The following is a 26,247-nucleotide window of genomic DNA, read 5'->3' as shown; positions in this document are numbered from 1 at the left end:
CTTGCATTCATCCCGGTTCTTCTATTGGTAATACCAATCATGGAAAACGAAAAGACCTCAGGTTCGGCCTTGCCGCACCGCGATGCTCCGAAGGCACCGGATTCCGTCCGGGTCTCGATGCAGGCGTGGGTCTTCCTTCTTGCTGCGCTTGCAACCCTGGCCGATCGCATCACTGGGGTCCATGACTTTTCGCTTGTGAGCCTGGCGATCATCTCGGTCACCTTCATTCTGTCATGGCGGCGGATTTCGCGGCTCACCCTGATCATTGCCGCTGTCGGGCTTGTGACCACCATCGGCTTTCTTGCAACGGGCGGCGATATCGAGGCCTTCAAGCTGGCGGCGAGCCGGGCTCTGTTCCTGCCAGCCCTTCTGACCGCGATGGTCGTGCTTCAGTCGGCGACGAAACGCTCGGCTCCGGTCATGCGCGTCGCGGCATATGTGGTCGATCAGCCGCCCGGTCGCCGCTTCGGAATGCTGGCCTTCGCCGGGCATCTGTTCGGCATACTGCTGAACATCGGGGGATATCGCCTGCTGTTGGGGCTGGCCGTCGACCATTGCCAGCGGATGACCCAGGACGCGCGTGTCCGTCTGATCCAGACGCGCCGCATCCAAGGGGCGATCATCGCAGGCTTCGGCGCAACGATCCTGTGGTCGCCTATCGGAGTCGCCATCAACCTGATCGTGCCGCTCATCGACGATTTCGACTGGTTCGATTACGCGCCATACGGCGTCATGGCCACGATTGGTTTCATCGGCCTGCAGTTTTTCCTCGACCGGCTTGGGCCGCGGCCCAAAGGCCGCAGCTACCCGGTCAAGGCCCCCGGCGTCTGGATCGACATCCTGCGGCTTCTTGGTCTGCTCGTCGGCATCATGGCGGTCAGCATGCTGGTCGATTACGTGTCAGACATCCCGCTACAGGGCTCTCTTCTGATCGCCATTCCCACTGCCGCCATTCTGTGGCGACTGTCCGAACGCCCGGCCAAGGGCGCAGGTGTCGGATCGCTCATGCATACGGCCTTCCGATCCCTCACCGACCCGGTGAACGAAATTTGCCTGATCCTCGCCTCCGGGTTTCTGGGGTTGATCCTGATCGAGGTCGTGCCGACACAACACCTTGAGTCTCTGGTGGCCACCCTCGCCCTGCCGACCTTTGCATATGCGATCTTCATCGTGGTCGTGATCTTTGGCCTCAGCATGGTCGCGATCAGCCCGATGATCACCGGCACCCTGCTTGTCGGAGCCTTCGTCGAGGCCAACGTCGCAATGCCCGCGCCGATGCTGATCCTGGCAACGCTGACGGGCTGGTCTGCCAGCATGGTTATTTCCCCGGTGACAGCGACCGTTGCGATCACCTCGGCCGAACTGAAACAGCCGGCCAGTGTGGTTGGCCTCAAGTGGAACGGCCTTTTCGTGCTCTGCTTCGTCGCGCTGCTGTTTGCGATCTTCGCCGGCTGGACCCTGATACTTTAACTTCGCCTGTCGGCCGCCGCCGCCGTCCGCTGCAACATGTAGCCGTGCAACCGCTCCATGTGGGACATCATCTCTTTTTCCGCCTCGGGGGCGTTCCGGGCTCGCAGGTGAGCGACGAAACGGCGACGCGATTCCGCCACGTTCCAACTGCGGTCCACGCCGATCTGCTTGATGTAATAGCCCAGAGGCTCGGTCACGGCCGCCATCAGGATGGACATGGCCTGGTTCTTGGTTGCAGCCGCCAGCAGATGATAGAATTCGATCGTCAGTGCCGTGCGATCCTCGACCTGCGCAGCCGTCGTCAGCTTTTCGGTCTCGTCGATATTGGTCTCGAGCGCCTGAAAATCGGCCTCCTCGCCGCGCGCACAGGCCAGTTTGATCACCTCGCGCTGAAGGCAGACACGGGCCTCCATGTAATCGGACAGCGACAGCCCGCCCAGGGACAGAAGATCCGAGATGGTCTGGGTGATCGGACGGACATCGCCCTGCATGACCACCGCCCCGCCGTTCACACCTTTGCGCAACGACAGAACACCCGCGATCTCCAGAGTGCGAAATGCTTCGCGCACCGTGGCGCGGCTGACGTCGAGTGCCTCGGCCAGCTGCCTTTCGGCCGGAAGCTTGTCGCCCGCCTCCAGCCGCCCCTCCTGGATGGCGAGCCGGATCTGGTCGCATACTTCCTCGAAGGCGCGTTTCGTCTTGACCGGTTTGAAGCTGATATTCTCGTCCACGCCGTTACGCCTTGTCCGTTGCAGGTAAGTCGTCCAGTTCGAGAATGATATGGATAAACTCTCGCCCATACCACCTTGTGTATTGGTCTGATCATTTAATGGTTGCTAGACTACAAGAGAGATCTGGCCAAAACAAGCTACGATCATCCAAGACGGGAGGAAGAAATGAGAATTTTCAATGGTGTAGCCCTTGCGGCCGCACTTGCTACGGGCGCGTCGGTGCAGGCTGCTGATGTCAATGTGACCTATGCGGCCTACGGGCCGCCTAGCTCATCCAACGTGGAATTCGGAATCATCCCGTTCCTCGAAACGGCCAAGGCCATGAGCGAAGGCACCATCGAGTACACTTTGCACTCAGGCGGTTCGCTTCTGGGCGCAAAGGCGATGCTGGGAGGCATGAAGGACGGCGTGGTCGACGGCGGACAGGTGCTTGCCGTGTACTACCCGGCTGAACTGCCGCTGTCGAACCTCGCCATGGCGCTCGCTCCGATGCTGCGTTCCGGCGGACCGGCACTGGCTGCGGCGATCACCGACTACATCCTGACCGAATGCCCCGGCTGCAAGGCCGAGATGGAAGCCAATAACATCATGTTCCTGGGCTCCTATTCGACGACCTCCTACAGCCTGCTCTGCACCAAACCGATCGACACGCTGGAAAGCCTCGCCGGCTTGAAGGTCCGCGTGCCCGGAGACTTCTCCTATCTCGCTTCGTATCTAGGCATGACGCCGGTGAATATGGGAATCGGCGAGACCTATGAAAGCCTCCAGCGTGGCGCGCTGGATTGCACGCTCGCGCCGGTTGGCTGGCTGAAGCAGTTCTCTCTGGGCGAGGTCGCCAAGAACGTGCTCGATGTCAGCTATGGCGTGTCCTATGGCGGGCCGATTATCAGCTTGACCAAGTCCTTCTGGGACGGGCTTGATGACACCCAGAAGACTGCGTTCCAGACCGGGGCCGCCATCGGGATCTTCCGCGCGGCGAACGGCTACATCGCATCCGACGCAGAGGTACTCGCCGATGCCTCTGGGTATTCGATCGTGGAACCGGGCGAAGCGCTCCTGGCGAAACTCGGAGAGTTCAATCCCTACTTCAACGAGGTGCTGATTTCGCGGGCCAAGGAAAGCGGTATCGCGGATGCGGACGCCATCGTCAGCGGGTTCCGCGAAACGCTCGACATGTGGACGGCGGCGATGGAAGACATCGGCGACGACGAAGACGCTTTCGTCCAGAAGATGATGGATGAAGTCTACAACGACATGTGATGTCGGACAGGTCTGAATGAAAGTGCCGCCGGAGAGACCCAGCGGCACTTTTCTGTCTGAATCTGCTGAGGGGGCCAGCGACGATCCCGTGACCGCCACCCTTGCGCGTCAGCTTGCCAGCCGGTCTTGTCCGACCCGGTTTTCGCTCGGCGTCCAGAAGCGCGAGAGGTTTTCGACGCCATTCATGTAATCGGTGACCGACTTCAGGAACTGGTCCATCGACGGAGTCAGAGCGTCCGGGTTCCACGCCAGCGACAGCGTGCTGCTCTGCACATCGTCCGACAATGGCACGTAGATCACATTGGCTGTCTGGATGTTGACAAGCGATGCCGGAACAAGCGTAACCCCGATGCCCGCAGCGACCAGCCCAAGCAACGAATGCATGTCCGACGCTTCGTGAACAACGTTCAGCTCAAGGCCACGGTCCAGCAGGGCGCTGAACATGTGGTCCGAATATTCCCGGTTGGCCGAGCGGTAGACCTGTACCAGTGGCTCTCGCGCGATCTGTTCAAGCGACAGGCGATTCATCCGGGCCAGCGGGCTATTACGGTTCACGGCGGCCACGAAGGGTTCGGTGAAAAGTGGCTGCGTCGCAAAGTCCGTTGTCGCCATGGGTTCACGCACGATGGCAATGTCGATCCGTTCCTCGTTCAGGGCGCGGAACTGTTCCGTGACCGTCATTTCCTGCAGGTGCACCCGGACCCCCGGATGCAACGCGGCGAAGGGCGGCAGGATATGCGGCACCAGCGAATGGATGGCCGAACAGACGGCGCCCAGGGCGATTTGCCCGTTCTTGCCGTTCGCGATGGAGCGGATCGATTCGGTGGCCAGCATTGTGGTGTTGATGATCCGCCGCGCATAGGCCTGAAGCTCGGTTCCCTCGGGCGTCAGCTTGACCCGCCGCCACGACCGAATGAACAGTTTCGCGCCAAGTTGATGTTCAAGCGAGATAATCTGCTGGCTGAGCGGAGGTTGCGCAATGCCCATCCGCTCGGCCGCGCGGGTGAAGTTCAGTTCTTCGGCCACGGCCAGGAAATAGCGCAGCTGGCGCAGTTCCACCTTGGGAATATCCTCGAGAACAGGTGTCCGAAGCGAGAGCACCTGGCTCGCCTCGACTGCGGCTAATCCGGTTCGGCTGGTCATTGGTTCTTCCTCCCTTATGCCCGCCTGCGTTCCGATCGGAGAGGCCGCGCATGAAGAACAGGATATATCTTTACATTACGCCAATCAAATACTTTAAAGGTCCGACCAATGTCGTTCAACTTTTTGCCGGCCCGCTCGTCCCGTGACGATCAGCCGGCAGGACCGCGAAAGGAATGTGATGGGACCGCTATCGGGACTGAAGGTGGTGGAGTTTGGCGCGATCGGGCCGGGACCCTTCTGTGCCATGCTGCTGGCCGATCTGGGGGCGACGGTCATTCGGCTGGACCGCACGCAGGATGCCGGGCTTGGCGTCAAGCGGGACCTGCGATTCGACATCACCAAACGCAACCGCCCCGCCATCCCGCTCGACCTCAAGGCGCCGGCGGATCGGGATTTCGCCCTTGACCTCGTCGCCGGTGCCGACGGACTGATCGAGGGTTTCCGGCCAGGCGCGATGGAACGGCTGGGGCTGGGCCCCGAGGATTGCTTCGCCGTCAATCCCGCACTGGTGTACGGGCGCATGACAGGCTGGGGCCAGACCGGCCCCCTGTCCCGGACAGTCGGTCACGACATCAATTACCTCGCCCTGTCGGGGGCGCTGTCGATGATCGGCTCCAAGGCCGAAGGTCCGGCGATTCCCCTGAACCTCGTCTCCGATCTTGGCGGCGGCGCGCTTTACCTGGCCTTCGGCATGCTGGCCGCGATGCACCATGCCCGCGAGACCGGCGAAGGGCAGGTGGTGGACGCGGCCATCCTGGACGGGGTCGGGTCGCTTCTGACCACCTTCCGGGGCTTTCGCGCCTCGGGCCTGTGGGTCGACGACTACGAGAGCAATTTCATCGACGGCGGCGCGCCGTGGTATGCCTGCTACAAGACACGCGACGGCAAATACATCTCGGTCGGCGCGGTCGAGAGGAAATTCTACGCCGAGCTGCTGGACGGCATGGGGCTCGACGCCTCCTACCTCGACCGGCAGATGGACAAGGAAAGCTGGCCGGAACAGAAGCGCGTCTTCGCGCAGATCTTTGACCGCAAGACGCGCGACGAATGGGACGCCATCTTTGCCGGGCGCGAAGCCTGCTATGCCCCGGTGCTGGACATGGACGAGGCGCTTGCCCACCCGCAGGTGACAGAGCGCGACAGCGTCGTCGAGCTGGACGGAATCGCCCAGACTGCCCCTGCCCCGCGCTTCAGCAAGAGCCAGCCGGAAACGCCCAGACCGCCAAGCGCCCTCGACCCCGATCTGGCCGCGCGGATGCGCGCCCGCGGCTGGGCCGCCCTGACGACAGCCTGATCACAGGCCCCCAAGATCCAAGCGATACCCGATACGTGAGAGGAGCGCGTTTTGACTGAAGACACCCCCATCCGCCCGCTGGAAGGCCTGCGCGTCGTCGATTTCACGACCCTCGTCGCCGGTCCCTATTGCAGCCGGTACCTCGCCGATCTCGGCGCCGAGGTCATCAAGATCGAAAGCGCCGATGGTGATTACATGCGCTCTCAGGCGCCCATGCGCGACGGGCTGAGTTCGTACTTCGGGCAGGTCAATTGCGGCAAGAAAAGCGTCGTGGCGGACCTCAAGGACCCGGACACGCTCACCGACATCAAGCAGCTCATCGACACGGCGGACATCGTGATCGAGAACTTCCGGCCCGGCGTCATGACCCGCTTCGGGCTGGATTACGACACCCTGTCGGGCAGCAATCCGGGGCTGATCTATTGCTCGGTCTCGGGCTACGGCCAGACCGGACCGGGGGCGGACCGCCCGGCCTATGCGCAGAACGTCCATGCCTCGTCCGGCCACGACCTGACGCTGCTGCGTTATCAGGACGAGTTGACGCGGCCCGCCAACAGCGTGCTGTTTTATGCCGACATCCTCGCAGCCATCTACGCGCTCAGCGCCGTCAACACGGCGCTCTATGCCCGCGAAAAGACCGGGCGCGGGCAATTCATCGACGTGTCGCTGATGGAATCTGTGATCAACCTCATGCCCTATGACGTGCAGGAGGCGCAGTTCCCGGCCACGATCTCGCGCCCGGTCTACAAGCCCTCGCGCACCAGCGACGGCTTTGTCATCATCATGCCCAACACCCAGCGCAACTTTGAAATGCTGGCGCGGGCGACCGGGCACGTCGAATGGATCGAGGACCCGCGCTTTGCCACCGTCGACGCCCGCTACAACCATTTCCCCGAGCTGCTGGAGACCATCGAAAGCTGGACGATCCAGCATACGTCCGAGGATTGCGAACGCATCCTGTCGGCGGCTTCGGTGCCCTGTGGCCGGTATCGGACAGTGGCCGAGGCGCTCGAGGATCCGCAACTCAAGCACCGCGAGGCGTTCCAGACGGTCACCGACCGGGCGGGCGACTACCTGGTGACGAACCTGCCGTTCAAGATGTCGGGCAGGACCGTCTCGGCTGTGCCGTCGGTCTCGGAACTGGGGGAATACAAACTGTCGGATTTCCTCTGACCGGCTTTCACAGACCGTCATCCGGTCCTGCCACGCACAGGCCCGTACCGGGCCCCGCACGCCGTGGGAGGGATGTTGCGGCGGTCCGTCCGCGCGGACGATACCGCCAGGGCCGGACGCTGGCCCACCACGGAAACATCCGGGCCGCGCTGGCGGGTGTGCGGCCCGGGCTTGCGTTACTCCCGTTGATGCAGGCCGAATGCAGAGTGATGGATCAACTCGCCTTGGGGCTCGCCCGCATTGAAAGGAAGGGCCTGAATGAACCGGGGCGGGCACCCACCCACCCTGAGTTTTGGAAAGGTCCTGAAACCGAAACGGCCATAATAGCCGGGATCACCGACCAGTGCCGCTCCTTCGTACCTTGCCCGCAGCCGCGAGATCGCCTCTGCCATGAGGGCGCTGCCAATCCCTTCGCAGTGGCGCGAAGGCACGACGGCGAGCGGACCGATCAGACTCCAGCCAGGTTCAGCACCGATCCGGGCATCCGAGGAGGCCAGATAGCCCACCACCTCGCCCCCGTCTTCGGCTACGAGCGACAGGCTGAGCGCATCCGCCGCGCGCAACCTGTCGATGATGTCGGCCTCCGTCCCGCTGGCCTGCGGCAGCAGTTTCATGGCCTCGGTCACAACCGCACGGATCGCAGGGGCGTCACTGGCTGTTTCATCTCGGATCAGCATCTTATGCCCCCTCTTTGTCGCGTTGAGCGGGAACGGAAAGGCGACCACGCTTAGATATGTAGTGAGGGCCTGACCACTGTGCTTTGATCAGGCGCTGGCCCCGCAGTTCGCCAAACGCGGCCACGGAAAGATCACAAAGGATCATGGCATCGCGCCTGGTGCAGGTGGCGGGGGTGATCTTCGGCCCCTCGTCGCGCCCTTTCAGCATCTGGCTACCAAGTGCCAGAACGTGCAGCGCACGTTGTTCGTTTTCTGAGATATTCATGGAAGTCTCTTGTCGCAGACATGAAAAAAGGTCCCGAGCGCAAAAGCACCCGGAGGCTATGGTTTCACGCGGCTCTCTGAATTGCAGAGAGCCTTTCTACACAAGCTCTGACATCCAGTCCTCATTGATCGGGTCGCGCATTCGGTCGCAGCCCGGTACGGAAGGAATATGGACTGATCCGTGATCGGTCGCAAGCAACGCGGCCATCGCAGTGTGACCTGGCGCTCCGTCGCGCACATCCGACATAAAACCCGACGATGTCCCCGCAGGTTGCTGCGAAGACATCGTCATAGCGACCGCCTGTTCGCGCGGCGTCCTTGCAGGGCGGGGGGACACCACCTCCCGCAAGGCGCTTGCGGCAGGTGGTGCGGGCTTTTCATGTCAACTGGGTGAGGCTCAGCGCATCAGGTTCGGCAAGAACAGCGTGACTTGCGGAAAGGCGATGAGGATCGCCATGACCACGACCTCGGCCAGCAGGAACCACGACACGCCCTTGAAGATCTGCACCAGTCGCACCTCGTCGCCCACGACCCCCTTCATGACGAAGACGTTCAACCCCACAGGGGGCGTCAGCATCCCGATCTCGATGAACTTCACCAGGATGATCCCCATCCAGACGATGTTCATGTCGGCCGAGGCAAAGACGGGCAAGAGCACGGGCAGCGTCAAAAGCAGCACGCCCAGCGGGTCCAGGAAACACCCCAGGAGGATATAGACGACCGCGATCGACAGAATGATCGAGATCGGGGAGGCGTTGCCTGCCGCAATCAGGTCAGACAGCAGGTTCGGAATGCCCGAGAAGGCTAGGAACCGGGTGAAAAGCGCCGCCCCCACGGCTATCAGGATCAGGCTCGCGGTGGTGATTGCTGCCTCTTTCAGGCTGTCCCACAGCATCGACAGTGAAAAGGTGCGCTGGATCATCGCGACGATGATTGCCAGCACGACACCCGCCGCCCCGGATTCCGTGGCGGTCATGAACCCGCTGTAGATCCCTCCGATGACCCCCAACACCAGCACCGGCAAGGGCCAGATCGGGGCGAGCAGCCGCATGTGACCGGCAAAATCCACCCGCTCGGTGGTATGGCGCGGGGCGAGGGCCGGGTTCAGCTTGACCCGGACGACGATCAGCGTGGCATAGGCAAAAGCCGTCAGAAGGCCCGGAATGATCCCCGCGATCAGGACCTGCCCCACCGGCGCTTGCGCAAAAATGGCAAAGAGCACGACGATGATGCTGGGCGGGATCACCGCGCCAAGGGTGCCAACGGCGGTTGCCACCCCGGTGGCGAGACCCGGGTTGTACCCGCTCTTGAGCATTTCCGGCACCGCGATCCGCCCCAGCGTTGCGGTCGTCGCCATGCTCGACCCGCTGGCCGCGGCAAAACCGGCGCCCGCAAAGTTCGTCGCGACGGCAAGTCCGCCGGGCAGCCAGCCAAGCCAGACCCGCATCGCCGCATAGAGTCTGGTGGTCATGCCCGAGTTGGCGACAATCGTGCCCATGAGCAGGAACATCGGGATCGCCGACAGGGTCCAGTGTGCGGTGAAATCGTAAGGAATGCCCTTCAACGCGCCCATTGCGCCATTGAAGCCCCGGATCATCCACAGCCCAAGCAGGGACACGAGCGAAAGCGCAATACCGACCGGCACGCGGATGCCCAGCAGGACGATCAGGCCGATCATCCCGATGATGCCAATGGTTCCCGGCTCCATGTCAGAGGCTCTCCGTTTTCTGGCCGATCAACTCTGCGACGCGCCGGTCTTCGCCGCGCCCCAGGGCCGCAACGATCCGCAGGATCTGCGCCAGCAGGACCAGGCAGAACACCACGCCCGCCACCACGAGAATCCAGTGCGACGGCCAGGTGGCGAGGTTGAAGAACTGGGTCAGCGTATAGGCCCCGACCCGCGTCTTCTCGAGCGCGGAAAGGGTCGAGGCCCAGGTGAAGGCCACCCCGTAGATCAGCGTGACGATCAGGGCCACGCATTCCACGACCATGCGCATCCTCGGGCCCGCCCCGTGGATCAGGATGTCAACCGACACGTTGTGATCACGCATCTGCGCATAGCCGAGCGCGAGGAACGAGGCGGCGACCATGTAGTAATACGTGCCGAATTCCAGCGTCGCCGCGATCGGGGCGTTAAAGACCGACCGGCTGATCACATCGGCCGTGACGTGAAAGGCCATGAGCAGCAGCAGCATCGCCGCAAGCCATAAGGTGACCCGCGCAAGCGCGGAGGCGATCCTGTCGATCAGGTGTATCACGAAATCCCCCTCGTTCGGTCTTGCCGGCGCATTTGGCCCCATTGGGCCGCGCCGGAACAGATGTGTCCCTCGATACCCTGCACGCAGCACCCGGACCGCGTCCAATACTCAACCGCATGGGTTCGATATCATTGTGATATTCTTGGTGCATGTTATGACATGCAACGCAAATCATATTGGTCTGACCAATTTCGCCTCGCATAGGTTTTCTTTGAACTCTGGACGGGGCAACCACATGCGCGTCGGCTTTGCAGGACTTGGGAACATCGGCGCGCTCATGGCGTGGCGCCGGCACGAGCTTGGGCAGGACCTTGTCGTCTGGAACCGGTCCGTGGCAAAGGCGCAGGCTTTTCGCGACGCCGGGGTTCCGGTGGCGGCCTCTCCGGCCGATCTGGCGCGCCGGGTGGATGTGCTGTGCCTCTGCGTGACCGATGCGGCCGCGCTTGACGCGGTGCTGTTCGGGGCGGACGGGATCGCAGAGGCTGACGCGCCGCCCGCCGTGATCGTCGACCATTCGACCGTATCGCCGGAGGCAACGCGCCGGATCGCTGCCCGCGTCCGCGAGGCGTGCGGCACGGCCTGGGTGGATGCGCCGGTGTCCGGCGGTCTGGCGGGCGCCGCCTCGGGCCGGCTTGCCGTTTTCGTCGGCGGAGAGGATGAGGCGGTCGCGCAGGCCTGGCCGGTTCTGACGACGCTCGGCACCACCGTGACGCACCTTGGCCCCACGGGCAGCGGCCAGGTCGTCAAGGCCTGCAACCAGGTGATCGGCTTCCTGTCCTTCGCCGCACTGGCCGAAGGCTTGGCCCTCGGGTCCCGGTTCGGCATCGCGCCCCGGCTCCTTGCCACCGCCGTCGCGGGCGGCTTCGCGGACACGCCTGTGCTGCGGGAATGGACCCGCGTGATCGACAGCGGCGCCCCGCTCATCGGCCCCGCGCTGCATACCGAGGCGATCATGGGGTATCTCGGCGGCACCGAGATGCCCGCCTATGACAGCCCCAGCCCAACGAACCTTGCCAAGGACCTGGGGATCATCGCCGCCCTCGCAGAGGACGTGGACCTGCGGCTGCCCCTCGTCGAGCGGATGCGCGCGCTGGTGACCGAGATGCGGGCGCGGTGACATGGGGTTCAACCGCGACAGGCTGGAAACGCTCGTCTTTCCCCCGGTCACCCGCCGCGTCACCGCCAAGGACGCGCTGCTTTACGCGGTGGCCCTCGGGCTGGGGCATGACCCGGCAGATGCGGGTGACCTGCCCTATGTCTTCGAGGCCGGGCAGAAGATCCTGCCCACCATGGCCGCCACGCTTTGCACCCCCGGCCATTGGGTCGCGGATCCCGACCTCGGCATCGACGCGGACAGCGTGCTGCACGGCGAACAGGCCATCCGCTTTCACCGGCCGATCCCGCTGGACGTGCCGCTGACCGGCCGAAGCCGCGTGGTCAACCTGTGGGACAAGGGGCCGGGCAAGGGCGCGCTGGTCGAGGTGGAATGCAAGGTGACCGACGCGGCAGACCAGCCCGTCTGGACCGTCAATCGCACCGCCTACCTGCGCGGCGAGGGCGGCTTTGGCGGGCGCCGCCAGCCCCCCGCCCCGGCCTGGACCCTGCCGGACCGCGCCCCGGACATCACGCGCGATATGGCCACCGGCCCGCATCAGGCGCTGCTATATCGCCTGACCGGCGACATGAACCCCGTCCATGCCGATCCCGCCGTGGCCGCCGCCGTGGGTTTTGACCGGCCGATCCTGCATGGCCTTTGCACCTACGGGATTGCCGGGCACGCGCTGCTGCGCGCGGTCTGCGACAACGATCCTGCGCGCATGGGCGCGCTGTCGCTGCGGTTCTCCGCCCCCGCCTTTCCCGGCGACACGATCCGGACCGAGATCTGGCGGGACGGCCCCCGCATGCTCTTTCGCTGCCGCGCGGTCGAACGCGGCGTACAGATCACCACCAACGGAACATTCACCTTTGCGAAAGGCCCGATCCAATGACCCTCGTTCTCACGGACCGCCCGGACCCGGCGGTCGGGCTCATCACGCTCAACCGGCCAGAGGTGCTGAACGCCCTGTCGTACGACCTGCGGCAGGAGCTGGTCGACGCGCTGGCCGATTTTGCCGCCGCGCCCGAGATCCGCGCCGTGATCCTGACCGGCGGGGCGTCGGTCTTTGCCGCCGGGGCCGACCTGAAACAGATCGACCGCATGGGCCCGGTCGAGATGATGGAGGCCGCGCCGGAACGCTATTGGCAGGCGATCGCGGCGTTCCCGAAACCGCTGGTCGCCGCCGTGAACGGGCGCGCCTTTGGCGGCGGCTTCGAGATGGTCCTTCATTGCGACATCGTGGTCGCCGGGCAGTCTGCCACCTTTGCCCTGCCCGAACCGAAGGTCGGGCTGATGCCCGGCGCCGGCGGGACCCAACGCCTGCCCCGCGCCGTCGGCAAACATGTCGCCATGCGCTACCTGTTGACCGGCGACGTCATGCCGGCCCGAACGGCGCATGACCTCGGGCTTGTCTCCGACCTTGTCGAGGACGACGCGGTGATGGACACCGCGCTTGACCTCGCGCGCCGCATCTCGCGCCGCGCGCCCATTGCGCTGGCCCAGATCAAACAGGCCGTCCTTGCGGGCGCGGACCTGCCGCTCGAGGCCGGGCTGATGATCGAACGCAAGGCGCTGCAACTGCTTCTGTCGACCGAGGACAAGGCCGAAGGCATCACCGCCTTTCTCGAGAAGCGGCCGCCAAACTTCCGCAATCGTTAGGATTTCTGTCGGCGTCTTACGATTGACAGCGGCATCAAATAATTTTAATGGTATGACCAATATAAACGTTGCAAGCGTGACTCGGCCTCGCGCGCTTGGAGGACAAGACATGACCCAATTCCAGACGAGTTTCCCGCGGGATGCCTGAAGTGAGAGATCACGACCACGGCGCACCCGCCGAAGAGCGCGACCACATCGACCTGTTGCTGGACGATGACCTGCGCGCCTTTCGCCGCGACGTCCGGGCCTTTCTGCGCGGCGCGGTGCCCGAGGAAACGCGCAACCGGATCGACCGGGGCTATGCCGCGACCAAATCCGAGATCGCGGATTTCCTTGCCAAGCTGTCGGCCCGCGGCTGGACAGCGCCGGCCTGGCCGGTCGAATATGGCGGCACCGGCTGGACCCAACTGCAGCGTATGGTCTTTTCATCCGAGCTTGCGCGCAACGCCGTGCCCGGCATTCCGCCCTTCGGCGTCTCGATGATCGGCCCGGTGCTTTATACCTTCGGCACGCAGGCGCAGAAGGACACGTACCTGCCGGGCATCCTGTCGGGCAAGGATTTCTGGTGCCAGGGCTTTTCCGAGCCGGGCTCGGGGTCGGACCTCGCCAGCCTGCGCACGCGGGCCGAGGACCGGGGCGATCATTACCTTCTGAACGGGCAGAAGATCTGGACCTCCAAGGCGCACTATGCCGACCGGATCTTCCTGCTGGCCCGCACCGACGAGGCCCCGCGCAAACAGGGCGGCATCTCGATGTTCGTGCTCGACATGGACACGCCCGGCATCACCGTGAAGCCGATCATCGCCATCGACATGAACCATTCGCTGAACGAGGTCTTCTTTGAGGACGTCAAGGTGCCCGTTGACGGGCTGGTCGGCGAACGCGGCAAGGGCTGGAATTATGCCAAGTTCCTGCTGGGCAACGAACGCACGGGGATCACCAATGTGGGCCGCTGCCGCCGGCAGGTGGAACGGCTCAAGCGCCTCGCCCGCGCCGACCTGACCCCCGGTGTCGATCTGTCGAAGGACGGCGCCTTCCTGCGCGACCTTGCCCGGGTCGAGGCGGACCTGACCGCCCTCGAGATCACCGAGATCCGGATCCTGTCGCAGGGAAAGAACGGCCCCTCGGCCATGACCGGACCCTCGGTCCTGAAACTCGCCAGCGCCCAGATCCAGCAGACCCTGGCCGAGCTGATCGTCTCGACCCTGGGCCTGTACGCGGCGGGGCGCGGCGCGGGCTTTGTCGATGCCTTCGACGACATCGGCGACCTGCCGTCCGATTTCGTGGACGGGGCGCTCAACGAATATCTCTTCGGGCGCTCGGTCTCGATCTACGGCGGGACCAACCAGATCCAGCGCGACATCCTTGCCCGCTCTGCCCTGGAGACACGGCCATGACGTTCCTCGAACATCTCACCCCGTCGGACGAAACCGGGATGATCCGGGATGCAGCCGACAAATGGGCCGCCGGTATCTCGGACGCGGATGTGCGCCGCTCGGGCGGTTTTGCGCCGGGCCGCTGGTCAGAGATGGCGGCGATGGGCTGGCACGGGCTTCTGGCCGATCCCGATCACGGCGGCCTCGGGCTTGGTCCCGATGCGCTGTCGCTGCTGTGTCAGGCCATCGGGCGCGCCCGGTTGCCCGAACCCTTCGTGGCAAGCTCGGTGGTCTGCGTCGGAACGCTGACGGCGCTTGGGCAGGACGTGACCGCGTTGGTCGACGGCTCGGCCATCGCCGCGCCTGCCGGGTTCGGTCTGCCTTGCGACGGGGGACCCTCCGGGGTCACAGCCACGGCCGGGGCGGAGGGGCACAATCTGTCCGACATGATCGACATTTGCGAATCCGGCCCCGACACGTCCGAGTTCCTTGTGGCAACGGCCGGTGGCGATGGGCTTTTCCGCCTGCCGCGCAGCACACCGGGCCTGACCATCACGCATTACGGCGCCATCGACGGCCGCAACCTGGCGCGCCTCTCCTTCGACGGCCCGGTGCCCGCCGACGCGCTGATCGCCACCGGCGACGCGGCCCGCGCGGCCATCCGGCGCGGCACCACGCTGGCGGTCAGCGCGCTTGCCGCCGATGCCACCGGCACCATCGAAAAGGCCACCGAATTGACCACTGCCTACCTCGACGAGCGCAGCCAGTTCGGCAAGCCCCTCGCCGCCTTCCAGTCGCTGCGCCACATGGTCGCCGACCTGCTGGTCGAGCTGGAGGCGAGCCGCAGCATGGCCGAACTGGCCGCCTTTGCCGCAAGCGACGACGGCGACCCGAAACACCTGCACGACCGCGTGCGCGCCCGCATCTGCCGGGCCGCGCAAAGCGTCGGGCAAAATGCCATTCAACTTCACGGAGGCATGGGCATGACCGACGAAATGGCCATTGGCCATTATTTCCGGCGGCTGATCTTCCTCCAGGCGATGATGGGCCAAGAGGCGGGCGCCCTGCGCGACCGCGCCACCACGCTGGCCCGGGACATCGAGATGCAGCGCGAGGTGGCACAATGAGCGCGGCCTATATCATGGGCGCCTACGAGCACCCGACCCGCAAGGCCGAGGGCATCTCGGTCGCGCAGCTGCACATGCAGAGCGCGGCGGGCGCGTTGGCCGATGCGGGGCTGACCTTTGACGATGTCGACGGGTATTTCTGCGCCGGCGACGCGCCGGGCCTCGGCCCGATGTCGATGCTGGAATACATGAACCTTGACGTGCATCACTTCGACAGCACGGACACCGGCGGCTCGGCCTATCTGGTTCACGTCGCCCATGCGGCGCAGGCGATTGCATCCGGCAAATGCAGCGTGGCGCTGATCACGCTGGCCGGACGGCCCCGCGCCGCCGGGATGAAATCGGCCAAGATGCCGCTTGCCCCCACCCCCGACACCCCGTTCGAGGCGCCCTATGCGCCGTCGGTGGTCGAGATGTACGGCATGGTCGCCGCGCGCCACATGTACGAATTCGGCACGACCAGCGAACAGCTGGCCTGGATCAAGGTCGCCGCCTCGCATCACGCCCAGCACAACGAACACGCCATGCTGCGCAAGGTGGTGACGGTCGAGGATGTGGTGAACTCGCCGCTGGTCGCGGCGCCGCTGCACCGGCTCGATTGCTGCGTGGTCAGCGACGGCGGCGGCGCGCTGGTGATGACCAGCGAGTCCGTGGCCAGATCGCTTGCCCGCCCGCTCGTCAAACTGCGCGGCGCCGGCGAAGCGGTCGGGCACCTGAACGCGGGCCGCGTGGACCTGACGACCTCGGCCGCCAGCGTCTCGGGTCCGCGCGCCTTTGCCGAGGCGGGGATCACGCCGGGCGATATCAAATACGCCTCGATCTACGACAGCTTCACGATCACCGTTCTGGTCGCGCTCGAAGACCTCGGGTTCTGCGAAAAGGGCAAGGGCGGCGCCTTTGTCGCCGACGGCAACCTGATCGCGGGCGAGGGCAAGCTGCCCTTCAACACCGATGGCGGCGGCCTGTGCAACAACCACCCAGCCAATCGCGGCGGCATGACCAAGGTGATCGAGGCCGTCCGCCAGCTGCGCGGCGAGGCGCACTCGGCGGTGCAGGTCCCGAACTGCGACCTCGCGCTGGCCCATGGCACCGGCGGGTCGCTCGCCACCCGGCACGGCAGCGCAACCGTCATTCTGGAAAGGCTCTGAGATGGACCTGTCTGACCTGGCCCAAGTGAATTTCGACGCCCTGCCCTATTGGGAGGCGGCGGCCAAGGGCGACCTTGTCGTCGCGCGCTGCACCAGCTGCAATGAGGCCCACCACTACCCCCGCGCCGTCTGCCCCTTCTGCCGGGCCGAGACGATCGCCTTCGAGCCGGCCTCCGGCACAGGCGAGATCTACAGCCTTGCTGTGACACGGATCCCCGACAAGCCGCTGCGCGTCGTGGCCTATGTCACGCTCGCCGAAGGACCCACGATGATGACCCGGATCATCGACGCCCCGGAGGATGTCGCCATCGGCGACCCGGTGCGCGTGGACTTCGAACCCCATCCCGAGGGGCTGACCGTGCCGGTCTTCCGCCTCGACCGAAACTGAAGACGCAGGAGACACACTTGAACAACCTCGGAACACTCGAAGGCAAGGTCATCGTCGTCACGGGCGCGGGCCAGGGCATTGGCCGCGCGCTTGCCGGGATGATCGCCGACCTTGGCGGCACGCCCATCGGCATCGACCTGAACGGTGAGGCGCTCGAGGCGCTGAAAGCCGACATTCCGCAGGCCGAGGTCTATACCGGCGACGTGTCCGACGCCGATTTCGCCGCCGCCACGGTCGCGGATATCGGCAAGAAGGGCCTTACGCTCACCGGCCTCGTGAACAACGCCGGGATCACCCGCCCGGCCATGATCAAGAAGATGACCCACAGCCAGTGGGACGACGTGATCCGCGTCCACCTGACCGGGGCCTATGTCTGGACCCAGGCCGTGGGCCGCGCGATCCTCGAACGTGCCGTGGACGGGGAAAGCCGCAACATCGGAGCGATGGTGCATGTGTCGTCCATCGCGGGCCGGGGCGGTTCGATCGGTCAGATCAATTATGCCGCCGCCAAGGCCGGGATCTTCGGCATCTCGATGACCGCGGCCAAGGAATGGGCGCGCTACGGCATCCGCTCGAACTCGGTCAGTTTCGGCGTGGTCGAGACCCCGATGACCGAAACCGTCCGGGGCGAGAAGTTCCGCGACAGCATCCTGTCCCGTATCCCCATGGGCTACTGGGCCGAGACCAGCGAAGTGGTGCGACCGGTGGCGTTCCTGCTGTCGGACAGCGCGTCGTACATCACCGGGCAGAACCTCGGGATCGACGGGGGCATGAACATCAACGTGTAACGCATACCAAACGCGCGGATAGGGGAGTGTCCGCGCAAAACCCAGGGAGGACTACCATGTTAACAACCAAACTTCGCCCCCTTGCGGGCGCAGCGCTGGCGACGTCGCTGACCATCGGCGCACCGGCCGTCTTTGCGCAGGACAACGCCCTGCCCGGCACGGTCGTCTGGACGACCTACGACACCGGCGGCGCGATGCATTCCGCCGCCGTGGCGATCAGCAGCGCGCTCAAGCAGAACGACGGCGTGAACCTGCGGGTCATCAGCGCCGGCAACGGCGCCGCCCAGCAATCCACGCTCAAGGCCGGTCGCGCGGACTTTGTCCTTGCCGGCTTCGACGTCTATTTCGCGCAGGAGGGCGCGTTCCAGTTCGGGGCCGCCGACTGGGGACCGCAGCCCGTCCGGCTTGTCATGACCAGCATGACCGACCAGGGCTTCGGCCTGGCCATCGCGCCCGAGCTGGCCGAGAACGTCAAAGGCCCCGGCGACCTGCGCGGGCTGCGCATCGCCTTCGTGCAGGGCTCGCCCTCGATCGCGGGCGCGCTTCAGGCGCTGGTCATCGCCTGCGGTGACATGACATGGGACGATGTCCAACGGGTCGAGGTGCCGGGCTTTGGCGCCTCGGTCGATGCCTATATCAACGATCAGGCTGACGTCTATTTCACCTCGACCAACTCCGGCACCTCGGTCAAGGCAGACGCCTCGTCGCGCGGACTGGGATGGGTGCCGGTGCCCTTCGCGAACGAAACCTGCTGGGAGGCGATCCGGGCCACCGATCCGCGCTGGATCCAGAAGGTCGTGACCGAGGGCGTGAACATCCCCGAGGGCGGGATCGAGATGGCGAGCTATCCCGACATGCTTCTGAACACCACCGCCGACCGGGACGCGGGCTATGTCCAGGCGATGCTGAAGGCGATCTACGACAATTTCGACGACATCAACGGCGCGACCCCGACCACCTACGGGCTCGAGCTGGACCGCCAGATCCTCAGCTACACCGTCCCCTTCCACGACGGCGCCATCGCCTATTTCAAGGAAGCGGGCGTCTGGACGGACGAGATGCAGGCGCATAACGACAGGCTCGTGGCCCGTCAGGACGCGCTGAAGGCGGCCTGGGACGCGGTGGTCGCGATGAACATCTCGGACGAAGCCGAATTCGCGGCGGCCTGGAAGGCCAAACGGATCGAGATGCTGGAAGCCGGCGGCTTCGACGTGCCCGTCCGCGACTGGTGATCCCCCTCACATGCCCGGCCATTCGGACGGGCACGTGACCGCTGCCGGCTTGTCCGGTTCACTCCTTCAAACGCGCCGGGGCCGATATGTCGCTCACTCTCAAGAGATGGATTATCCTGCTTTTTTCCCTTGCAGGATTGCTGTTGACCGTCAACCAGACGTTCCTGTTCACCCGGGCCATCGGCGTCGTGATGAACGGCCAGACTTTCCTTTATGTGCTGACGCTGGTCTTCTTTCCGCTGATCTTCCTTATCGTTCCCTTCAGGCACGCCACGACGGCGGTGCCGGGCTGGATCGACTGGCTGCTCTTTGCGTTGTCGCTCGGCGGGTCGGCCTACCTGGTCATCCACGCGCAAGACATAGTCTTTTCCAGCTGGCAGTTCATCGCGCCGCTCGACGCGCAGCTCGTTGCCGCGATGCTCTGGCTGCTCATCCTCGAGGCGGCGCGGCGCACCAATGGCTGGCCCCTGACGCTGGTGGTCCTGTTCGTGTCGCTCTACCCGATGTTCGCGGACGTGATGCCCGGCCCGCTCAACAGCATGTCGCTGCCCCCGGCCGAGGTCGCGGCCTATCACCTTTACAGCTTTGAAAGCGTCTTCGGCATCCCGATGCGGGCCTTTGCCGACCTCGTGGTGGGCTTCATCGTCTTCGGCCTCGCGCTGCAATTCACCGGCGCGGCCAAGTTTTTCAACGACGTGGCCTTTGCGCTCATGGGCACGGTGCGCGGCGGGGCGGCCCATGTGGCGGTCGTCTCGAGCGCGCTGCAAGCCTCGATCAGCGGCAGCGTGATTTCCAACGTCATGACCTCGGGCTCGGTATCGATCCCGGCGATGAAAAAGACTGGCTTCTCTGCCTCTTACGCCGGCGGGATCGAGGCCGTCGCCTCCACCGGAGGCGTGCTGACCCCGCCCGTCATGGGCACCACCGCCTTCATCATGGCGACCTTCCTCGCCGTGCCGTATGTCGAGGTCGCTATGGCCGCGGCCATTCCGGCGGCGCTGTTCTACTTTGGCCTGATGCTGCAGGTCGACGCCTATGCCGCCCGCAGGGGGCTGCGCGGCGTGCCGCGGTCGGAACTGCCGACGCTTTTGGCGGCGCTCAAGGGCGGCTGGCATTACCTGATCGTCTTCGTGATGCTGATCACGATGCTGGCGCAGGGCATGAACGAAAGCCGCGCGGCCTTTTACGCGACGGGGCTGTTGCTGGTCGTGAACCAGCTGCGCCCGGAAAATCGCCTGTCCCTTGCCGGCATCCGCGACATGATCGCGGGTATCGGGCAAGGGCTGTCCGAGATCATTGCCGTGATCCTCGCCATCGGCATGATCGCCGGCGGGCTGGCGGCGACCGGCATTCTCAGCACGCTCTCGACCGAGCTTGTGTTCCTGGCCGGGGACGCGCCGATCATGCTGCTCATCATGGGGGCGCTCACCTCCTTTGTGCTGGGCATGGGGATGACGGTCTCGGCCTGCTACATTTTCCTTGCCATTGTCATGGTCCCGGCGCTGGTCAAGGTGGGGTTCGAGCCGATCGCGGTGCACCTTTTCGTCATGTACTGGGGCATGCTGTCCTTCATCACCCCGCCGGTGGCCATCGCCACCTATGCCGCCGCCGCCATCGCCAAGGTCTCGGCGATCAAGATCGGCTTTCACGCCATGCGGCTGGCCAGCGTGATGTATTTCGTGCCCTTCTTCTTCGTGCTCAACCCGGCGCTGGTGTTGCAGGGCACGCCGCTGCAAATCCTGATCGCGGTGGCGACGGCGGTCTGCGGCGTGGCCGCGATCTCATGGTCGCTGCAGGGCTACATGCTGGGCTTCGGCGGCATCTCGGACCGGGTCTGGGGCTTCCTGCTGCGCGGCGCCCTTCTGATCGCGGGCCTGTCGCTCGCCTCGCCGGGGATCGCCGTGCTGGGCATCACCCAGCTGGAATGCGCGGGGTTCGGCATCGCCCTCATGATCCTGTCGGGTCTGGCGATCCGCTTTGTGCCGATCTTCCAACTGTCCCAGATGAAACCCACAGGAGCGTGACGTGCCTGACCTGTTGATCGACCATGTCGACGGCGTTGCCGTTCTGACGCTGAACCGGCCAGAGGCGATGAACGCGCTTTCCGGCTCCCTTGCCCGGGACCTCGACGCCGCGGTGACCGACTGCATCCGGGACGACGCGACGCGGGCCATCCTGCTGACTGGCACCGGGCGCGGGTTCTGTGCCGGCGCCGACCTGTCGGAAAAGCTGCCGACCGATCCGGGCCAGTCGGTGCTGGAAATCTGGTATCACCCGCTGGTGCGCAATCTGCGTGCCTGTCCCCTGCCCATCGTCGCCGCCGTCAACGGCGTCGCGGCCGGCGCGGGGATGAGTCTTGCGCTGCTGGCCGATATCGTCACCTGCGCGCCCAACGCTTATTTCCTGCAGGCCTTCGCCAAGGTCGGCCTGGTACCGGATTGCGGGTCAAGCTGGCTTTTGGCCCGCCGCGTGGGCGAGGCGCGGGCGCGCGAGCTGACGCTGCTGGCCGACCGCCTTCCGGCCGAGCAGGCGCTGGACTGGGGTCTCGTGAACCGCGTGTACCCCGCCGAGACGCTGCTGGACGAAAGCCTGACCCTGGCCAAACGACTGGCCAGGGGGCCGGTCAATGCGCTGGCCCGCATCCGGCAGCTTCACGACAGCGCGGCGACGCTCGATTTCGAAAGCCAGCTGAGGGAGGAGGACCGCCTGCAAAGCGCCTGCTCCGCCGGGCCCGAGGCGCAGGAAGGCCGCGCGGCCTTTCGCGACAAACGCGCGCCCGACTTTTCGGCAGTCCCGCTGGCGACACAGACACCATGACGACAGAACCCGAGGACACCCCCATGCGCGACACCGCAAGCGAAACCCGCAGCCCCGCAGGCATCATCACCGGCGACCGCTCGATCGGCCGCGAAGAGATGGAGGCCCGCATCGACAAGGTTGCCGGCGCGCTCAAGGCCAAGGGTCTGGGCGAAGGCCAGATCGTCGCCCAGCTCATGCGCAACGATACCCCGATCATCGAGGTGAATGTCGGCGCCCGGCGCGTGGGCTGCTATTCGGTGCCGCTCAACTGGCACCTGGCCGCCCCGGAAATCCAGTTCCTGCTGGAAGACAGCGGCGCCGAGGTGCTTGTCGCCCATGCCGATCTTCTGCGGCCGGTCCGCGATCTGGTGCCCGAGGGCTGCGAGGTGATCGTGGTGGAAACGCCGCCCTCGATCCGGGACGCCTTTCGCCTCGACCCGGCCGATTGCATGGTGCCCGAGGGCGAAAAGAACTACGAGGACTGGATCGCCGCGGCCGAGCCCCATGCCGGGGCCAATCCGGCGGATCGCGGCGTGATCATCTATACCTCCGGCACCACGGGCAAACCCAAGGGCGTCATGCGCGACCCGATGACGCCCGAGGAAACCCGCCGCAACGCCAAGGTGTTTCGCGACACCATCGGCATCGCACCGGACATGCGCGGGCTCATCGCCACGCCGCTTTACCATGCCTCGCCCAACGGCTTTGCCCGCTATGCCGCGACCCAAGGCGAGCTGCTGGTCATCACGCCGCGCTTTGATGCCGAGCAGTTCCTTGCACTGATCGAAAAGCACCGGATCAACGTGATCGTCGCCGTGCCCACGATCTTCGTCAAGCTGCTCAAGCTGCCCAGGGAGGTGCGCGACAAATACGACGTCTCGTCGCTGCGGTTCATCAGCCACACCGCCAGCGCCTGCCCGGTCGAAGTCAAGCGCGAACTCATGGAGTGGGTTGGCCCCATCGTCCACGAGGTCTACGGCGGCACCGAGGTCGGCATCGCGCTGCACGCCTCGCCCGAGGGCTGGCTGGCGAAACCCGGCACAGTCGGCCGCTGCGTCGATCATGCCGAGGTGCGCATCCTTGGCGAGAACGACGAAATCCTCGGCCCGAACGAGCCGGGCGAGATCTACGTGAAGAACGGCACCTATTCGGACTTCACCTACATCAACAACCCCGAGGCGCGGGCAGAGTGTGAAAAGGACGGCTTCATCTCGATCGGGGACGTGGGCTATCTGGACGAGGACGGGTTCCTGTTCATCAGCGACCGCAAGCGCGACATGATCATCTTTGCCGGGACCAACATCTACCCGGCCGAGATCGAAAGCGAGTTGGTCCTGAGCCCCGACATCGCCGATTGCGCCGTCTTCGGCCTGCCCGACCCCGAGTTCGGCGAGATCGTCGCCGCCTATATCCAGCCCGCCCGGGGCGCCACGCCCGATGCCGACTCAGTGCGCGCCTTCCTCGAACCGCGGATCGCGAAATACAAGATCCCGCGCCGGATCGAGATCGTCGAGACCCTGCCGCGCGAGGAAAGCGGCAAGCTCATGAAGCGCAAACTGCGCGACGCAGTGATCGCGGGCGAGGCCTGAGAGGGGCGGCCCGTCGGGAGCGGCTTGGACGGGCCCGGGAGCCAGGCCCTTCACAGGATGTATTGCACCGCCCCTGAAATGACACGGCGCGGTTGGGCTTCCGGCAGCACGATGTGTTCGCATAAATCTGCGGGGATATCGGTGTCTCGAATGCCTGTGTGGATGGCTCCTGCATTGCAAGAGCTTTTCCTGATCGCGATGGTCTGTCAGTACAGTCGTGTGTCCGGCCCGTTTGCGTGACGGCTGCCACTGGCCCTGATGAGTTCCGCAAGCAAGGTTCCTATCGGCTAAACGACCCCTGAGGGCCGCAACATTCGTCGGAGTGTCCTTGCTCTTGGTCAACTTCGTTTCGCATCATCACATCAAACGTCTTGCATCTCTGGGCAGGATCAAGCGATCGGCCGCCGGTATTCCTCTCGTTTCGCCAGAAGCGCCCAGATGATCCGGGCGGATTTGTTGGCCATGGCGACCGTCGCTAACCTGAATGGTTTCTCAGCCAGTAGTCTTGCCGTCCAAGTGTCAGCATTCTCCGGTTTGTTCTTGGCCATCAGCGCCCGTGACGTCATGCCGATGATCAGCAGTCTACGGATGTATCGATCCCCCTTCTTGGGAATGCGCCCAAGCCGTTCCTTGCCGCCACTGGACTTGTTCAGTGGTCTCATGCCCAGCCAAGCGGCGAGATCACGTCCTGTTTCAAACTGCTTTGCGTCGCCGATGGGAGCGACAATGGCTGAGGCCGTGATGGGGCCGACGCCCGGCATGCGCATCACTCGCCGTGCATCAGCATCCAGCCATCCATGTTGCTCGATCAGTTTGGTCAGCCCATCGATACGCGCATTGAGACCATTCAGCTGATGGCACATCACCCCGAGAATGCCGTCAGCCATCTCGGGCATTTTCAATTGTTCTTCAGTCCCATGCTCTCGGGCAGATTTCGACACGGGCTCGATGCCCGTCGGCAGGATGTGCCCGAACTCCCGCAGGATACTGCGGATCATGTTCACGACCTGGGTGCGTTGGCGCACGACGAGATCCCGGACACGATGGATGGCCAGAACAGCTTGCTGATCTTCTGATTTGATCTCGACAAACCGCATGGTGGGGCGACGCACAGCTTCACAGATCGCTTCGGCATCGTTCGCTTGGGCTTTCGCGGCCCCACCGGGGCCACGGTCCCGTCTCACCATCCGTCTTACCACGCTTCACATAGGGCTTTACGTAAGCGGCTGGCATCAGCCGAACATCATGGCCCAGCTTGCGCAGCTCTCTGCCCCAATGATGCGCAGAACCACAGGCTTCCATGCCGACCACACATCTCGGCAAGGTCTCGAAAAATGCCAAAAGCTCCGCTCGCTTGATCTTCTTGTTGAGGATCTTGCGCCCGGTCGCCGAAACGCAGTGTACTTGGAAAACGTCCTTGGCCAGATCCAAGCCTACGGTCTTTACTGTCATTGGGTGGCTCCTTCCCTAGCAGTCAATGACAACTGCACTTTGGCACGTTCGATGCCGGTGGAGCAGGAGCCATCCACCTCATCCGCTATGTGGACGAGGACGAAACCGCTCTCGCGGTATTGGCGCTTGTGGCGTGTGATGTGGGCTGATGTGAGCGGCGTGGATTTTGCGAACTGACGAACCTGTCTGACGATTGAGAAGGTCTCAATCTGATGACAGGAGGTTTCGATGTCAGATCATTATGTTCCCAAACTACGCCAACGTTTTGTCGAAGACATGCAGATCAAGGGGCTGCAAGCAAAGACGCAGACGAAGTATCTGCGTGCGATGCGGGACTTCACGCGGTTTCTTGGGCACGCGCCGGATAGCGCGACACCGGAGGAGTTGCGCGCGTTCCAGCTCGATATGAAGGAGCGCGGCATTGGCGCACCGACCTTCAACAACCGGCTGACGGTGCTGAGCTTCTTCTATGCAACGCCAAGCCTGCGACCGGAGATGAAGCGGCAAATGCGCTATCAGCGGGCGACCAAGCAGATCCCGGTGCTACTGAGCGCCGAGGAAGTGTCACGCATTCTGGAAGCCGCGCCTGGACCAGGTCTTCGTTATCGCGCCGCCTTCAGCGTTCCCTATGGCGGCGGGCTGCGCACCAGCGAGGTCACCCATCTGAAGGTTGGCGACATTGACAGCGACCGGATGCTGACGCACCACCCGCATGTGCATGTCATCGTCCCAGGGGGAGGCCTATCACCGGATGGCACTCGCTGGGTCGCCTGTCGCCCAGCATTCTTCCTGCCGGTGAAGGTGCTGGCGCGGCTGTTCAGGCGTTTGTTCCTCGAAGGGCTGATGTCGAATGCCGCACATTTCCGACTCTTGGCAGCGAATTTTCTGAATCTTGTCAGTGGGCCGTGCCAAGCAATTCCGACCCAAATGCCAAGCATTTCCGACCCAGCCGGACCTTCGGCAGCAAGGCGTGAGTAGGTTCGCTAGGTGTTCAGTCCCGGCATCTGGTGGATCGGGTTCAAGATGAATCTGTCCGGCTCTGATGTCCAGATCTTGCAGATGTATTCGTAGGGTGTGAGCCCGTTGAGGGTTTTGAGCCGGCGCGCGAAGTTGTATGCTGCCATGAAGTCCGAGAGGTGCGTTTGCAGCTGATCATGGCTTTCGTAGTGGAAGCGTTTGACGGTGGCCTCCTTGATCGTGCGGTTCATCCGTTCGACCTGTCCGTTGGTCCAGGGATGGTTGGGTTTGGTCAGCCGGTGCACAATCCCGTTGGCCTCACAGATCATGTCGAAACGCATGGGCCGAGAATAAGCAGTGTTCCGG

24 protein-coding genes and 1 pseudogene are annotated in these 26,247 nt (G+C 64.3%); 17 read left to right on the top strand and 8 right to left on the bottom strand.

Features of this window, described 5'->3' with window-relative positions:
* The first annotated feature begins 39 nt into the window (after window positions 1–39).
* Window positions 40–1,470, top strand: a complete 1,431-nt coding sequence (locus tag BLQ77_RS24755; protein WP_131822057.1) for a hypothetical protein — start codon at window positions 40–42, stop codon at window positions 1,468–1,470.
* Here the strand turns inward: BLQ77_RS24755 and BLQ77_RS24750 are convergent.
* Entirely contained in the window at window positions 1,467–2,201 is a 735-nt protein-coding gene (locus BLQ77_RS24750) for a FadR/GntR family transcriptional regulator (protein ID WP_165617200.1), read from the bottom strand. The two genes, BLQ77_RS24755 and BLQ77_RS24750, sit on opposite strands and share 4 nt — an antisense overlap.
* Before the next feature lie 165 nt (window positions 2,202–2,366).
* Here BLQ77_RS24750 and BLQ77_RS24745 point away from each other — a divergent pair, with 165 nt between their 5' ends.
* Window positions 2,367–3,461, top strand: a complete 1,095-nt coding sequence (locus tag BLQ77_RS24745; RefSeq protein WP_089963650.1) for a C4-dicarboxylate TRAP transporter substrate-binding protein — start codon at window positions 2,367–2,369, stop codon at window positions 3,459–3,461.
* Between the two features lie 108 nt (window positions 3,462–3,569).
* Here the strand turns inward: BLQ77_RS24745 and BLQ77_RS24740 are convergent, their stop codons facing one another.
* Entirely contained in the window at window positions 3,570–4,604 is a 1,035-nt protein-coding gene (locus BLQ77_RS24740) for a LysR family transcriptional regulator (RefSeq protein ID WP_089963648.1), read from the bottom strand.
* A 178-nt stretch (window positions 4,605–4,782) separates the two neighbouring features.
* Between BLQ77_RS24740 and BLQ77_RS24735 the strand changes: the two genes are divergently transcribed.
* Together BLQ77_RS24735 and BLQ77_RS24730 are read left to right on the top strand one after the other, a co-directional pair.
* Window positions 4,783–5,898, top strand: coding sequence for a CaiB/BaiF CoA transferase family protein (locus tag BLQ77_RS24735; RefSeq protein ID WP_242661856.1), 1,116 nt, complete (start codon window positions 4,783–4,785; stop codon window positions 5,896–5,898).
* A gap of 51 nt (window positions 5,899–5,949) precedes the next feature.
* Entirely contained in the window at window positions 5,950–7,071 is a 1,122-nt protein-coding gene (locus BLQ77_RS24730; protein WP_089963645.1) for a CaiB/BaiF CoA transferase family protein, read from the top strand.
* Window positions 7,072–7,247: 176 nt separating this feature from the next.
* Here BLQ77_RS24730 and BLQ77_RS24725 read toward each other — a convergent pair whose 3' ends face one another.
* From BLQ77_RS24725 to BLQ77_RS24710, 4 genes are all read right to left on the bottom strand, one after another.
* Window positions 7,248–7,748: a GNAT family N-acetyltransferase gene (locus BLQ77_RS24725; protein ID WP_089963643.1), complete on the bottom strand. Its 501-nt coding sequence runs from the start codon at window positions 7,746–7,748 to the stop codon at window positions 7,248–7,250.
* Between the two features lies 1 nt (window position 7,749).
* Window positions 7,750–8,013 carry a YjhX family toxin gene (locus tag BLQ77_RS24720; protein WP_089963641.1) on the bottom strand — a complete coding sequence of 88 codons (264 nt, stop codon included), beginning with the start codon at window positions 8,011–8,013 and terminating at the stop codon, window positions 7,750–7,752.
* 396 nt (window positions 8,014–8,409) lie between these two features.
* Window positions 8,410–9,720, bottom strand: a complete 1,311-nt coding sequence (locus BLQ77_RS24715; RefSeq protein WP_089963639.1) for a TRAP transporter large permease — start codon at window positions 9,718–9,720, stop codon at window positions 8,410–8,412.
* A gap of 1 nt (window position 9,721) precedes the next feature.
* Entirely contained in the window at window positions 9,722–10,270 is a 549-nt protein-coding gene (locus BLQ77_RS24710) for a TRAP transporter small permease subunit (RefSeq protein ID WP_165617198.1), read from the bottom strand.
* 235 nt (window positions 10,271–10,505) lie between these two features.
* Between BLQ77_RS24710 and BLQ77_RS24705 the strand changes: the two genes are divergently transcribed.
* From BLQ77_RS24705 to BLQ77_RS24650, 12 genes are all read left to right on the top strand, one after another.
* Window positions 10,506–11,387, top strand: a complete 882-nt coding sequence (locus BLQ77_RS24705) for an NAD(P)-dependent oxidoreductase (protein ID WP_165617197.1) — start codon at window positions 10,506–10,508, stop codon at window positions 11,385–11,387.
* 1 nt (window position 11,388) lies between these two features.
* Complete coding sequence (locus BLQ77_RS24700) at window positions 11,389–12,258, top strand: MaoC family dehydratase (RefSeq protein ID WP_089963634.1); 870 nt, start codon at window positions 11,389–11,391, stop codon at window positions 12,256–12,258.
* Window positions 12,255–13,025 (top strand): enoyl-CoA hydratase-related protein, encoded by a 771-nt coding sequence (locus BLQ77_RS24695; protein WP_089963632.1) that lies wholly within the window; start codon window positions 12,255–12,257, stop codon window positions 13,023–13,025. Before BLQ77_RS24700 ends, BLQ77_RS24695 begins: the two co-directional genes overlap by 4 nt.
* Window positions 13,026–13,165: 140 nt before the next feature.
* Window positions 13,166–14,422 carry an acyl-CoA dehydrogenase family protein gene (locus BLQ77_RS24690; RefSeq protein WP_089963631.1) on the top strand — a complete coding sequence of 419 codons (1,257 nt, stop codon included), beginning with the start codon at window positions 13,166–13,168 and terminating at the stop codon, window positions 14,420–14,422.
* A complete protein-coding gene (locus BLQ77_RS24685) occupies window positions 14,419–15,528 on the top strand; it encodes an acyl-CoA dehydrogenase family protein (protein WP_089963628.1) in 1,110 nt (369 codons plus the stop codon). Before BLQ77_RS24690 ends, BLQ77_RS24685 begins: the two co-directional genes overlap by 4 nt.
* Window positions 15,525–16,676 (top strand): thiolase family protein, encoded by a 1,152-nt coding sequence (locus BLQ77_RS24680; RefSeq protein ID WP_089963625.1) that lies wholly within the window; start codon window positions 15,525–15,527, stop codon window positions 16,674–16,676. The genes BLQ77_RS24685 and BLQ77_RS24680 overlap by 4 nt, the downstream gene beginning before the upstream one ends.
* Before the next feature lies 1 nt (window position 16,677).
* Window positions 16,678–17,064: a Zn-ribbon domain-containing OB-fold protein gene (locus tag BLQ77_RS24675; protein WP_089963622.1), complete on the top strand. Its 387-nt coding sequence runs from the start codon at window positions 16,678–16,680 to the stop codon at window positions 17,062–17,064.
* 17 nt (window positions 17,065–17,081) lie between these two features.
* Window positions 17,082–17,852 carry an SDR family NAD(P)-dependent oxidoreductase gene (locus BLQ77_RS24670; protein ID WP_089963619.1) on the top strand — a complete coding sequence of 257 codons (771 nt, stop codon included), beginning with the start codon at window positions 17,082–17,084 and terminating at the stop codon, window positions 17,850–17,852.
* Window positions 17,853–17,908: 56 nt separating this feature from the next.
* Window positions 17,909–19,084 carry a TAXI family TRAP transporter solute-binding subunit gene (locus BLQ77_RS24665; RefSeq protein WP_089963616.1) on the top strand — a complete coding sequence of 392 codons (1,176 nt, stop codon included), beginning with the start codon at window positions 17,909–17,911 and terminating at the stop codon, window positions 19,082–19,084.
* An 86-nt stretch (window positions 19,085–19,170) separates the two neighbouring features.
* On the top strand, window positions 19,171–21,108 hold the full coding sequence (locus tag BLQ77_RS24660) for a TRAP transporter permease (RefSeq protein ID WP_089963614.1): 1,938 nt from the start codon (window positions 19,171–19,173) through the stop codon (window positions 21,106–21,108).
* Window positions 21,109–21,121: 13 nt separating this feature from the next.
* Window positions 21,122–21,901 (top strand): enoyl-CoA hydratase-related protein, encoded by a 780-nt coding sequence (locus BLQ77_RS24655; protein ID WP_207545889.1) that lies wholly within the window; start codon window positions 21,122–21,124, stop codon window positions 21,899–21,901.
* 23 nt (window positions 21,902–21,924) lie between these two features.
* Complete coding sequence (locus tag BLQ77_RS24650; RefSeq protein ID WP_165617196.1) at window positions 21,925–23,472, top strand: AMP-binding protein; 1,548 nt, start codon at window positions 21,925–21,927, stop codon at window positions 23,470–23,472.
* Window positions 23,473–23,861: 389 nt separating this feature from the next.
* On the opposite strand, the pseudogene BLQ77_RS24645 reads toward BLQ77_RS24650, so the two are convergent.
* Window positions 23,862–24,924, bottom strand: a pseudogene (locus BLQ77_RS24645) (IS110 family RNA-guided transposase).
* Window positions 24,925–25,152: 228 nt separating this feature from the next.
* Between BLQ77_RS24645 and BLQ77_RS29915 the strand changes: the two are divergent.
* A complete protein-coding gene (locus BLQ77_RS29915; RefSeq protein ID WP_089963609.1) occupies window positions 25,153–25,902 on the top strand; it encodes a transposase in 750 nt (249 codons plus the stop codon).
* Between the two features lie 5 nt (window positions 25,903–25,907).
* Here the strand turns inward: BLQ77_RS29915 and BLQ77_RS24635 are convergent.
* Window positions 25,908–26,247 (bottom strand): integrase core domain-containing protein (locus BLQ77_RS24635; RefSeq protein WP_165617195.1); only part of this gene is annotated, 340 nt, incomplete at its 5' end.

The organism is Salipiger thiooxidans, assembly GCF_900102075.1.
Taxonomy (GTDB): Bacteria; Pseudomonadota; Alphaproteobacteria; order Rhodobacterales; family Rhodobacteraceae; genus Salipiger; species Salipiger thiooxidans.
Note: the sequence above shows the minus strand (reverse complement) of the source record. Positions and strands in the feature narration are given on the sequence as shown.